9 protein-coding genes and 2 pseudogenes are annotated in these 11731 nt (G+C 60.5%); 3 read left to right on the top strand and 8 right to left on the bottom strand.

The window, feature by feature from the left end; all coding sequences use genetic code 11:
• Positions 1–41: 41 nt before the first annotated feature.
• Positions 42–689 (bottom strand): hydrolase, encoded by a 648-nt coding sequence (locus C4J88_RS10625; protein ID WP_124406871.1) that lies wholly within the window; start codon positions 687–689, stop codon positions 42–44.
• Positions 690–963: 274 nt separating this feature from the next.
• On the opposite strand from C4J88_RS10625, the pseudogene C4J88_RS10620 reads away from it, so the two are divergent.
• A pseudogene (locus C4J88_RS10620) lies at positions 964–1251 on the top strand (LysR substrate-binding domain-containing protein); the annotation flags it as partial.
• 27 nt (positions 1252–1278) lie between these two features.
• Here the strand turns inward: C4J88_RS10620 and C4J88_RS10615 are convergent.
• On the bottom strand, positions 1279–1764 hold the full coding sequence (locus C4J88_RS10615) for a MarR family winged helix-turn-helix transcriptional regulator (RefSeq protein WP_124406870.1): 486 nt from the start codon (positions 1762–1764) through the stop codon (positions 1279–1281).
• Between the two features lie 48 nt (positions 1765–1812).
• On the opposite strand from C4J88_RS10615, the gene C4J88_RS10610 reads away from it, so the two are divergent.
• Positions 1813–3300, top strand: coding sequence for an FAD-dependent oxidoreductase (locus C4J88_RS10610; RefSeq protein WP_124406869.1), 1488 nt, complete (start codon positions 1813–1815; stop codon positions 3298–3300).
• A 36-nt stretch (positions 3301–3336) separates the two neighbouring features.
• On the opposite strand, the gene C4J88_RS10605 is transcribed toward C4J88_RS10610, so the two are convergent.
• A complete protein-coding gene (locus tag C4J88_RS10605) occupies positions 3337–4638 on the bottom strand; it encodes an Nramp family divalent metal transporter (RefSeq protein WP_124406868.1) in 1302 nt (433 codons plus the stop codon).
• 284 nt (positions 4639–4922) lie between these two features.
• Between C4J88_RS10605 and C4J88_RS10600 the strand changes: the two are divergent.
• A pseudogene (locus C4J88_RS10600) lies at positions 4923–5192 on the top strand (lactonase family protein); the annotation flags it as partial.
• 15 nt (positions 5193–5207) lie between these two features.
• Here C4J88_RS10600 and uxuA read toward each other — a convergent pair.
• The 5 genes from uxuA to manD all read right to left on the bottom strand — a co-directional run bounded on the left by uxuA (position 5208) and on the right by manD (position 11552).
• Positions 5208–6383, bottom strand: coding sequence for a mannonate dehydratase (gene uxuA / locus C4J88_RS10595; protein ID WP_124406867.1), 1176 nt, complete (start codon positions 6381–6383; stop codon positions 5208–5210).
• A 17-nt stretch (positions 6384–6400) separates the two neighbouring features.
• Positions 6401–7858, bottom strand: coding sequence for a mannitol dehydrogenase family protein (locus C4J88_RS10590; protein WP_124406866.1), 1458 nt, complete (start codon positions 7856–7858; stop codon positions 6401–6403).
• A gap of 23 nt (positions 7859–7881) precedes the next feature.
• Positions 7882–9174 carry an MFS transporter gene (locus tag C4J88_RS10585; RefSeq protein WP_124366585.1) on the bottom strand — a complete coding sequence of 431 codons (1293 nt, stop codon included), beginning with the start codon at positions 9172–9174 and terminating at the stop codon, positions 7882–7884.
• A gap of 67 nt (positions 9175–9241) precedes the next feature.
• Positions 9242–10273 carry a Zn-dependent oxidoreductase gene (locus C4J88_RS10580; protein WP_124406865.1) on the bottom strand — a complete coding sequence of 344 codons (1032 nt, stop codon included), beginning with the start codon at positions 10271–10273 and terminating at the stop codon, positions 9242–9244.
• A 67-nt stretch (positions 10274–10340) separates the two neighbouring features.
• Complete coding sequence (manD, locus tag C4J88_RS10575) at positions 10341–11552, bottom strand: D-mannonate dehydratase ManD (protein ID WP_124406864.1); 1212 nt, start codon at positions 11550–11552, stop codon at positions 10341–10343.
• Positions 11553–11731: the final 179 nt, after the last annotated feature.

Here is an 11731-nt window from a genome sequence, read left to right as displayed (position 1 = left end):
CTCGCTTTCGCGAGCGCCACCTTTCATTCACTGCCCGCTGATCAGGCCTTCTTGCCTGCCGCCTCCAAGGCCTTTTCAGCATTGAACCCATCGAAATTCGCAAACACGTCCATAAAGCCCGGCACGGTCGCTTCTCGCGCCCAGTCGCGCTGCAATTCGCAGTACATCTGCACGCGGCTGATGAGCTTAGCGCCTGCCTGTTCCATTCGGCGCAACGCCGCTTCGTGTGCGGCGAGCGATGTGCCGCCCACCGCATCGACCGGCACGTACACTTCATAGCCTTCCTGGATAGCGTCGAGCACCGGGAATGTCAGGCAGGCTTCAGTCCAGAGCGCCGTCATGATGAGTTTCTTGCGCCCAAGCGCCTTGACCGCCTCTTTGAATGCGGTGTCCTCCCAGCTGTTGATCGAGGTGCGGTCATAGGTCGGCAGGTGGCCGAGCACCTCTTGCAGTTCCTGGATCGGCGGCTTGTTGCGGCCGGTCGCGACATTGACGGTGGAATGGATGATCGGAAGGTTGTAGTTGACCGCCGCCCTGGCGACGCTGGTGATGTTGAAGACGAGTTCGTCACGCGGCATCGAGCGGATCGAGGACACCTGGACAGGCTGATAATCGATGATGATCAACGCCGAATTTTCCGGGGTCAGTAGCTGATCGGTGTGGGGGTTGCGCAGAGTCTCGCTTGTCATGGGTAAATCCTTTTTATGGGTGACGCGCGTGTGTGAACGCGACGGAGCCCGTGCGGGTATGAATGCCAGAACACACGCGAAGGATGCGTGCCTGGAAATTCATTGTGCTGTTCCCATATTCGATGCAGTAGTAGCATCCCGAGGCGAGCTGTGTCGCGCAAAGGGGAACGCACCTATGGATATCGAAGAGCTGCAGACTTTTGTAGAAGTGGCTGATGCGGGGGGGTATTTCACAGGCGGCGCTGCGGCTCGGCGTGTCGAAGTCGATCGTCACAATGGCACCGCCCTCGCCGCCGCGACCGCAGGCCTTGGCGTCGCCTACCTGCCCGATTGCCTCACCCATGAACACATCGCAATCGGCGCACTGGTGCCGATCATGACCAACCATCCCCCGCCCCCGGCCGGTGCTTACCTCATCCGCCCGCCGGGCGCGCATCCCGCCCGCAAAATACGCGTCCTCACCGAACTGCTGATCGAGTACTTCAGCGAATCGCCGCACCTGGCAGTGCTGCCGATTTCACATCAGGAGCAAACGCTGGCGTGTGAGACCGGCAGCGCATGAGGCAACGCACGTCATAAGCTGCCGAAGCTAGCCAGCTTCCGTGCCCTGCTCCAGGGCCTGCGCGAATTGACGCATCAGGCGCACCAGGGAGGTGATGTCTTCGGCAGCCCAGTCCTGAAAAATTTCCCGGGCCAGGCGCTCACGCGCCTGGTCGATCTTGTCGGTGACCGCCTTGCCTTTCTCAGACACCACCGCCTCGCGCATCCGGCGATCTTCAGAGTTCTCATGCCGAATTACCAACTCCATGCGTTCAAGCTTGGAGACCTGGCGGCTGATGGTCGTGTAGTCCCGGCCCAGGCGACCTGCCAGATCCACGACGCCAATCGGCCCTACCCGCTCGATGACCACCAGCAGGCGAAAGAGCGCCTGATCCAGATGGACACCCGCTTCCGCGATCAGCCGCTCGTCGTTGCGAGGGCGGTTCATCACACTCACGATCGAGATCAAGGACCGGTGCAGATCCTTCATCTGCACTGATATATGTGTATCTTGCACTTTATTTTTCGTAGTCATAAGCTGCTCCCTGTTATGTGCATCTTACACATTGTTAGGCGAAGTGAAATGCGTGACTCTGTTGACGTTCTGATTTGTGGTGCCGGTGCCGCTGGCCTGACCCTGGCAATCGACTTGGCCCGGCGCGGGGTGAACTTTGCCCTCATCGAAAAGCGCCCCTCCCCCTTTTCGGGCTCGCGCGGCAAAGGCATACAGCCTCGCACCCAGGAGGTTTTCGAAGATCTCGGGATCCTGGACCGGGTCAGGGCCGCAGGGGGTATCTACCCGGCTATTCGCAAATACGCGCCCGATGGCAGTCACGCTGACCAGCCGGTAACGAGCGTTGCCGAGCCCACACCTGCAGAGCCGTATTGCCTTGCGTTGATGATTCCCCAGTTCAAGACCGAAGCGATCTTGCGCGAGCGCTTGATCGAACTTGGGCATGCCCCCGCGTTTGGGGTCGAGCTGACCGCAATGGTGGTCGGGACCGATGGGGTCAACGCCGTACTCGCAACCCCGGATGGCGAGCAGACACTCCAGGCCCGATACCTGGTGGGCGCCGATGGTGGGCGCAGCTTCGTACGCAGCACCTTGGGGATTGACTTTGCGGGCAAGACCCTGGGCGTGCGAGCGATCGTGGCCGATGTGGAATTGGCTGGACTGTCGCGCGACGTGTGGCACCAGTTTGGGGATGGGGGCTCAGGCCCATTGGCTATCTGCCCGTTGGCCGGCACCGACCTGTTCCAGATCCAGGCACCTGTTCCCCTGGAGGGCGAGATTGACCTCTGCGCGGCGGCGCTGACCGAACGCGTTGCCCTGCACACCGGACGTACAGACATCACGGTCCGTTCAGTCGCCTGGTCCTCCACCTACAGCATGAATGCCAGGCTCGCCGAGCGTTACCGGGAGGGGCCGGTGTTCCTGGTCGGCGATGCGGCGCATGTCCATCCGCCAACGGGCGGCCAAGGGCTCAACACCAGCATCCAGGACGCCTACAACCTGGGCTGGAAGCTGGCCGCCGTATTGGCCGGCGCACCAGAGACGCTACTCGACACCTACGAAGCTGAGCGCCGGCCAGTGGCGGCGGATGTGCTCGGCCTGTCCACGCGGCTGCTTGCAGGTTTCAAGACCGGCGACAACCGACGACCCCGTGAAGCCCAGCAGTTGGATATCGGCTATCCGCACTCGCCGTTATCGCTCGCGTCGCAAGTTGCCAAAAGCGCGCTCGCGCCAGGCGATCGTGCACCTGATGCCATCGTGCGAGGCGCAAGCGGCAGCCCAACGCGTTTGTTCAACCTGTTCCAAGGCACCCATTGGACCTTGCTGGTCAATGGCCCCTCGAACTTCGCGCCAAGGGCTGGCTTGCACATTCACAGCGTCGGGCCCGGGTTGGAGATCGAAGATCACCTGGGTCAGTTCGCCCGGTTCTACGGCCTCGGTGAAGGCTGCGCCGTGCTGGTCAGGCCGGATGGCTATCTGGCAGGGTTCTTTACCAACGATCAGGCGGCTGCGTTGGGTAGCTACCTGGTTCGCTGCACACATGCGCGCCTAGGTTAGCCACCGAGGGACATTGCGCCCCCCGGTGGCGCGTTGTCAGGTAAACAGATCGACGCTCAACTGGAAGGCAACCCACAGCGCAAGGCCTGTAGCGAAGAGCAACGCGATGTTTTCAAACAGGTTGTTGCGATATTGCTTGTCCAGCAGCGACTTCTGGTTGGACATGATCAGCAGGCCCAGGGAAATAACCGGCAAGCCAATGATGTTCAACGCGCTGACGCCAATGGTCAGGGTCACGAAATCCGGCATGCCTGGCAGCGACCAGATCAACGGTGTCACCAGGATGAACAGCATGAACCATTTGTGCATCGGGTCATGATGAAACTCCTTGCCGAACTTTTCGCGACGTTCAGGACGAACGTGCTGGAAGGCATCGGTAATCAGCATCGGAAACGCCGTGGTCTTGCCGGAAATGCTGGCAAACAAGGTAGCGAACACGCCGATGAAGAACACATACCAACCCACCGGGCCGAAGAACATTTCCAGGGCCTTGCCCAGATCGCCCAAGGTCTTCACCTCGATGCCGTTGGGCCGCAGGATTTCCGCGCCGACGATCCAGATGGCCAGGTTGATGACGATCCCGACGAACACTGCAAACAGCAAATCGTTGCGTTGAACACGCTTGTGCTGCGGCCCGACCCAGCCCTTTTGGCGCATGACATACGGATGCACGAAGTTGGCGATGGAGCCTGCAACCGCGCCGATAACCGATACCGCCACCAGCAGCGCGCCGTGCACGCCTTCATCCGGCGGGATGCTGAAGCCGATGGTGCCCTTGACGATGCCGACCACATCAGGACCGGACATCACGGCCAAGGCAATGAAGGCCAGGGTCATGATCGCCAACAGCACTTTCATCACGCCTTCGATCATCGAATAGATATTACGCCCCACCAGCATCCACACAGCGAGTATCACCGCCAATGAACACAGCAGTGGCTGGTCGCTTTTAAACAGCATCGCCAGCGACTCACCCGCCCCTTTGATCATGTAGGCATTCATCAAGTGCCCCATCAACAGGGCGTAGACGAGCATGAACCAGGCGAAAAAGGGATTCAGTTGGGCATAGCCCTGCAGGATGGTCATGCCCTGGTTATTACACAACTGGAAGCGCGCGATGATGTTTACGATCAGGTATCTCAAGAGCAGCGAGACCGCCAGCACCCACATCATTGCGTAACCGTAATTGGCACCGGCCACGGACGACGTGATCAGGTCACCTGCGCCCAGCCATGACAGTACAGCGATGATTCCGGGGCCCAGCAGTTTGAGTATTCGGGAAAATCGATTTTGCGCGGGCGCCGCGGCCTGGCCTTCGACGGAACGAATGCTCGTCATAGAGGGTATCTCCATTTATTTTTTTTGTGAGAACGAGCGCAGTCGAACACGATAGATACGACGTCGTACAACAATTCTTGAACGAGAGTGTTTAGAAATGTTTCACCAGCGGAAAGTGGGGGGCGTCGGGCTGTATGGATAACATTGAACCCGGCCAACGTCTTGCAAACGCCGCACCTGAGCCAAGGCATGTTTTTCAATTCTGAGCAAACAGCGATTGCTGTCGCTAAGGCACAGTCATAGGATGACTACCACTACAACCGTTTCGCCTACGCGGGCAATCTTCCGAGCGTACCAGCAGCTCGATGTCGGCTTTCGCGGTCGACCCTTCAACAGACTGCTTGAGCTTTCTTGCGAACTATCCGGTGCAAGAGCAGCAGCCACGCAATATCGCTTTTTCACCCAACGGGCACTGGCTGCTGGTGACGGGCGAGAAAAGCGCCACAGTCGGCACTTACGCAGTCAGCAACAACGGCGCCTTGAAACGTGTTGGCGAAGCGCCGTCGGGCAAAGGTGCGTTATGGATTGAGGTGCTGCAAACGTCGGTAGACTGATCTTGCGGCGCACATTCAGCCCAGCTGTTGACGCACGGCCAGTTCCACACCGCGCAGTTCGGCCAGACCCTTGAGGCGACCGATCAGCGAATAGCCGGGGTTGCTTTTTCGGTGCTGATCGTCAAGCAGTTGATGCCCATGGTCCGGGCGCAACGGCAAGCGCGGGCCACCTTCGCGTTCACGTCTGCGCTCTTCCGCCACCAGGGCAGTGATGACCCCGACCATGTCAACGTCGCCGCCCAGGTGATGAGCTTCGTGGAAGCTGCGCGGGTCTGCCTCGCGGCGCGTTGAGCGCAGGTGGGTAAAGTAGATGTACGGCGCAAAGTGCTTGGCCATCGCCACCAGATCGTTGTCTTCGCGCACGCCATAGGAGCCGGTGCAGAACGTCAGGCCATTGGCCGGGCTCGGGGCGGCGTCCAGCAACCATTGGGCGTCTGCGGCAGTGGACAGAATGCGTGGCAAGCCGAGCAGGGCACGGGGTGGGTCGTCCGGGTGGATCGCCATGCGCACGCCCACGTCCTCTGCCACCGGAACCACCGCGCGCAGAAAGTACGCCAGGTGTTCACGCAGCCTGGCTTCGTCGATGTCCGCATAGGTGCGCAGCAAGGCCCGGAAGTCTTCCAGGCTGTAGTGCTCTTCGGCGCCGGGCAAACCGGCGATCAGGGTGTTGACCAGGCGCTCGCTCTGGGCGGGCGTCAGTTGCTCGAAGTAGGCCCTGGCCTGTTGGATGTCCTCGGCGCTGTATTCGGCTTGCGCATCCGGGCGTTGCAGGATGAACAGGTCGAACGCGGCAAACGCGGTCTGATCGAAACGCAGCGCCCAACCGCCATCCGCCAGCTCATACGCCAGGTCGGTGCGGGTCCAGTCCAGCACCGGCATGAAGTTGTAGCACACGAGATCGATGCCGCAGCTCGCCAGGTTACGTACGCTTTGCTGATAGTTGGCAATGTACTCGTCACGCCGGCCGCAGCCGCGCTTGATGTCTTCATGCACCGGGATGCTTTCCACCACCGACCAGCTCAAGCCTGCGGCTTCGATCATCTGTTTGCGCGCCGCGATGGCGTCCACCGGCCAGACCTCACCATTGGGGATTTCGTGCAACGCGGTGACGATACCGGTCGCGCCGGTTTGGCGAACGTCCGCCAGGGAGATCGGGTCTTGGGGGCCAAACCAACGCCATGTCTGTTCCATGTTTTTTCTCCTTCTTGTTAGTTGGGTGCAGCAAAGGTGTGCAAAAGGCTGCTTATGCCGTCGCGGACCAGAGCGCCATAGGCGCCTTGCACGGCATCGCGAAAAGCTGCGCGGTCAGACAACACGGCGGGGAACACGTCGCCCAGATCCAGAAAGGCATCCACCAGGGATGCGCCTTCGAATCGTGCTGCAAGATCGGCGAAGGTTGCGCTTAACGGGTCGTCAACCACCGGCGCCGGCCCGCCGCTCGGCGGCTGCGTGCAATAGTGAATCCACGCGGCGATACCCAATGCGGTGCAGGCAACGCCGCGTCCCTCGTCGAGCAACCGCTGCGCACCGAGCAACCAGCGTTGCGGCAGTTTCTGCGAGCCGTCCATGGCGATCTGACGCAGGCGATGTTGCAGGCTGTCATTGGCAAAGCGCGCCTTCAGATCGTGGGCATAGGCCGCTAGATCGAGGCCTGTCGGCATGTCCAGGGTGGGCGCCGCTTCCTCGGCCATGTAGCGCTCGATGAAATGCGCCAGGTCCGCATCGTTGATAGCGTCGAACACAGTTTCATGGCCGGCCAGCAACCCCACATAAGCCAGTAACGAATGGCTGCCGTTGAGCATGCGCAGCTTCATCGTTTCAAAGGGGCGCACGTCATCCACCATCTGGACGCCCTCCACCTCCCAATCCGGACGCCCGAGAGGAAAGTGATCCTCGATCACCCATTGGCTGAAACTTTCACACGCCACGGCCGCACGGTCGTGGCAATCGAGTTGCTGTTCCAGGCGAGCGAAGGATTCACCGTCCATGGCGGGGACGATCCGGTCGACCATGCAGCCAGGAAACGCTACCTGCTCGTTGACCCACTGCTTCAACCCTTCGTCCTGCAACGCCGCCAATGCACTGACTGCCTGGCGGGTGCGCTGGCCGTTGTCTGGCATGTTGTCGCAGCACAACACAGTGAACGCCGCAAGGCCTGCGGCGCGGCGCCGGCGCAGGGCTTCGAGGACAATGCCGGGTGCGGTGCGCGGCGTTTGCGGATGAGCGATGTCATGGGCAATCGCCGGGTCGTCGATGCGCAGCTGCCCAGAGGCTGGGCTCAAGCAGTAGCCTTTTTCGGTGACGGTGAGCGTGACGATCCGCGTTTGCGGCGCGGCCATGCGCTGCAACAGCAACTCCAGGTCTGCGCCGCCCTCGCCCACATACAAGGCCTGGCGCAACACACCGATCTCACGCAACGTCACCTGCTCGCGGTCGCGATACTCGGCCACATGGTAACGGCCGTCCTGCTCGCGCAATTGATCGACCAATGTGCGGTTTGAGCGAAGGTTGGCGCTGCACACGCCCCACTCACTTTGGCCATGACGGTTGAGATGGCGTTGCAGGTAGACCGCCTGGTGAGCGCGATGAAACGCCCCCAGGCCAAGGTGCACGATACCGATCTCACGGACAGCGCCGGTAGCGGGCACACGATTCACAACAGGCATCGATACGCTCCTTTCATGACGGGTTATGGCCGGCTGAGGACCGGGCCTGGTTGCGGGCTGTGTGCTGGCGAGTGACCGGTATCCGCTACCGAAAGCGGTTTGACGTAACGGGCTACACACACGGCGCCAATCACGGTCAACAATCCCGCCAGCAAAAAGGCACTGGTGAACGAGCCGGTGAATTGCACCAGAAAGCCGGTCAGGGTCGGGCCAATGATGCCCGAGGTATTGGCCAGGAAATGCATGAAGCCACTGACCCCGCCCACCCGCGCTGCGGGCACGGTGTCCTGGATGATCGCCCAGTAGATGGCACCCGTGAGGTAAAGGAAGAACACGGCCAAGGCGACGAGGATGACCGCCGGATACAGGGTCTTGACGACGCCGGCAAAGGCGATACACCCCGCGCAGAGCAACAGGCACGTCACCAGCACCACCTTGCGGGAGAACATCATCCGCCCGGTTTTCTTGAACACGAAGTCGGAAATGAACCCGCCCAGGGCCAGGCCGAGGAAACCCAGGACCCAGGGGATGACCGTGGCGATGCTCATGTCCTTGACGTTGAGGCCGTGGGCCATGGTCAGATAACTGGGGAACCAGGTCAGGAAGAAAAACAGCGTGTAGTTATAGGAAAAGAACGCCAGGGACGTGAACAGCACCGTCGGCTGCTTGAGGTAGAACCGCAGCGGGAACACCGGCTGCGCCGCCAGCTCGCTTTGGCCCTCGGCCCGCACAATACTCTCGGCGCCCTCGCCTTCAGGCCGTTCCTTGACGAATTTGTACCACACCGCCGCCCACACCAGGCCGATCACCATGATGATAATGAACGACATCTTCCAGCCGTAGGTGACGGCAATGAAGCCCACCACCGGCCCGGAAATCGCCCCGCCCAGCGGCGTGCCGGACATTGATGTGCCGAGCGCCCGGGCCCTGCGCTTGGGGGTGTACCAGTTGTTGATCATCTTGCTCGTCGTGACACTCAGTGGCCCCTCCCCCATCCCGAACAGGATGCGGATCAGCACCAGCGAGGCAAAGCCAATCGTCAGCACCGTGAGACCGCTGAACAGCGACCACAGCACCATCGCCAGCAACAGCGTGGTTTTCGCGCCGTAGCGGTCGGCTGCCCAGCCGCCGATAAAGTTGAACACCGCATAACCGACGAAAAAACTGCTGAAGATCATGCCCATCTCACCCGTGGTCAGACCGTAGTCTTTCTGGATGAACGGAGCCGCGACGGACAATGCCGAGCGATCCAGGTAGTTAATGACGCCTGCCAGGAACAGCATGATGATGATTAACGTGCGACCTTGACCAAACATTGGAACCTCCCGCTTTTTGTGTTTATTCGGTGAGGGTGCCCCCGGGGGCACGAGTATCTACAGACGGCTATGGATGGGCGCCATTCAGTTCCACGAGGACCTTGCGGGTTTGCTCGGGATGGCTTTCGATCAAATCGATGGCCCCCGGCATTTCGTCGAAGCTGACGCGATGGCTGATCAATTCCTGGACGTGTAATTTGCCGCTGGCAATCAGTTCGATCACCTTGGGGAACTTGCGATTGTTCAGGCGCGACCCCACCAGCGTCAGTTCTTTCTTGATCATTTCCAGTTGCACCAGGTCGCTCGGCACCGCATTGAACCCCAGCAGGCCGATACGCCCTGCGGGCGAGGCCAGGCGCACCATTTGCGGCATCAGTGCCGGAATGCAGGCCGCATCAACGATCAGCGGCACGCCTTCGCCATCGGTCAGCTCGCGCATGGCTGCCTCAACGTCGACATCCTTGCCGTTGAGCGTGCGGCTGGCACCGAGTGCCTTGGCGGTTTCCAGGCGTGTATCGATGACGTCGGTCACGGTGATATCCGTCAGCCCCAGCGCCCGGGCCATTTGCACCAGGGTCAAGCCAATCACGCCCGCGCCGTAGATCAACAGGTGATCGCCCGGGTGGGGCTGCATACGATCGAGTACGTTGAGGGCAATGGAATAAGGTTCAACCAGCGCCGCATGGCTCAGGGACATCGAGTCAGGCAGGCGGTGGGCATTGCCAGCCGGCACGCAGACCTGCTCACTGAAGCCGCCATCGCGGTGTACGCCAATCACTTGCAGCCGCGTGCAGACGTTCGGGCGGTTGATCCGGCACGGGTAGCAGGTGCCGCAACTGATGACCGGGTCAATGCACACGCGGTCACCGACTTTCAGGTTTTCAACGCCCTCGCCCACTTCGCGCACCACGCCGGAGAACTCATGGCCGGTCACCCTGGGAAATTGCACAAAGGCGTTTTGCCCATGGATGATGTGCATGTCCGAGCCGCAAATACCGGCGTAGGCGACGTCAACCTTGACTTCACCCTGCGCCACTTGCGGTACATCGACGTGTGCGAGGCCGAATTCAAAAGGTGCTCTTACTTGAAAAGCTTTCATCGGGTTTCTCCAGCCAGGGTGGGTGGCGCCCTGTGTGCTTGTTGTTATTGATCAGTCGAAACAGCGCTTACCAGTGCCAGAGCGTGCCGTCTTCCAGACGATTGACCGGCAGGCTGGCGCGCTTGTAGGGGTATTTCGCCGCCAGGCTCTCGTCGATATCGACGCCGTGCCCTGGCGTTTCGCCGGGCGTGAAATGGCCATCTTCAAAGCGATAGGCGTGAGGAAAGACTTCGTCGATCCGTACGTCGTGGGGCATGTGTTCCTGGATGCCGAAATTGGGCACCCAGGTATCGAAATGTAGCGCCGCCCCCATGCACACCGGCGACAGGTCGGTTGCGCCATGAAAGCCGGTGCGTACCTGATAGAGCGCGGCAAAGTCGGCAATGCGGCGCACGTGGGTGATGCCACCCGCATGCACCAGGGTGGCGCGGATGTAGTCGATCAACTGTTCCTGGATCAACTCCCGGCAGTCATGAATGGAGTTGAACACCTCACCCACCGCCAGCGGCGTGGTGGTGTGTTGGCGGATCAGGCGGAAGGCTTGCTGATTCTCGGCCGGGGTGCAGTCTTCGAGCCAGAACAGGTTGAAGGGCTCGACCGCCTTGCCCAGGCGCCCCGCTTCAATGGGCGTGAGGCGATGGTGCACGTCGTGCAGGATGTGCAAGTCATCGCCGAAACGCTCGCGCACGGCGGCGAAGAGCTTGGGCACATGGTTCAGGTATTTGGCGGTGTCCCACACATGCTCGGCAGGCAGGTCACTGTCGGCCGGTTCATAACGCTCACCGCTGCGCTTGGCCACGCCATAGGTGGTGGCGATGCCGGGAATACCGCACTGTACCCGCACCGCCTTGTAACCCAACTCGACATGCCGGGCGACTTCGTCCAGGCAACCTTCGATGTCCTTGCCCGTGGCATGCCCATAGACCATCACGCGCTCGCGGCTTTTGCCTCCGAGCAACTGGTACAACGGCATCTGCGCGGCCTTGGCCTTGATGTCCCACAAAGCGATGTCCACGGCGGCAATCGCGGTCATGGTCACCGGGCCACGGCGCCAGTAGGCGCCGCGATAGAGGTACTGCCAGATGTCCTCGATGCGCTGGGCATCGCGACCGATCAGGGCCGGCAGCACATGTTCTTCAAGATAGGCCACCACTGCCAGTTCACGCCCATTCAAGGTCGCGTCGCCAATGCCGTAGATGCCGGAATCAGTGACGATTTTCAGGGTGATCAGGTTGCGACCCGGGCAGGTAACAATGACGCGGGCTTCAATGATTTTCATGAAGTCAGGCCTCTAAGGCAGGAGAGGGGGCGGGATGACGCGATCTGCCAAGTTTTTCCTGAAATTACTCTCATCAGCAGGCGCCTTTTTTATTTTTAAAACGGCGTTTCATTCGTAGCCTGTGGCCGAGTTTTAATCAGATTTCCTACACCGTCAAGAAAAATGAAACAGCGTTTTGA

The organism is Pseudomonas sp. R4-39-08, assembly GCF_003852275.1.
Taxonomy (GTDB): Bacteria; Pseudomonadota; Gammaproteobacteria; order Pseudomonadales; family Pseudomonadaceae; genus Aquipseudomonas.
Note: the sequence above shows the minus strand (reverse complement) of the source record. Positions and strands in the feature narration are given on the sequence as shown.

Coding starts and splice junctions, on each gene's coding strand:
- C4J88_RS10625 (WP_124406871.1), bottom strand. CDS start 689: ATGACAAGCGAGACTCTGCGCAACCCCCACACCGATCAGCTACTGACC.
- C4J88_RS10615 (WP_124406870.1), bottom strand. CDS start 1,764: ATGACTACGAAAAATAAAGTGCAAGATACACATATATCAGTGCAGATG.
- C4J88_RS10610 (WP_124406869.1), top strand. CDS start 1,813: ATGCGTGACTCTGTTGACGTTCTGATTTGTGGTGCCGGTGCCGCTGGC.
- C4J88_RS10605 (WP_124406868.1), bottom strand. CDS start 4,638: ATGACGAGCATTCGTTCCGTCGAAGGCCAGGCCGCGGCGCCCGCGCAA.
- uxuA (WP_124406867.1), bottom strand. CDS start 6,383: ATGGAACAGACATGGCGTTGGTTTGGCCCCCAAGACCCGATCTCCCTG.
- C4J88_RS10590 (WP_124406866.1), bottom strand. CDS start 7,858: ATGCCTGTTGTGAATCGTGTGCCCGCTACCGGCGCTGTCCGTGAGATC.
- C4J88_RS10585 (WP_124366585.1), bottom strand. CDS start 9,174: ATGTTTGGTCAAGGTCGCACGTTAATCATCATCATGCTGTTCCTGGCA.
- C4J88_RS10580 (WP_124406865.1), bottom strand. CDS start 10,273: ATGAAAGCTTTTCAAGTAAGAGCACCTTTTGAATTCGGCCTCGCACAC.
- manD (WP_124406864.1), bottom strand. CDS start 11,552: ATGAAAATCATTGAAGCCCGCGTCATTGTTACCTGCCCGGGTCGCAAC.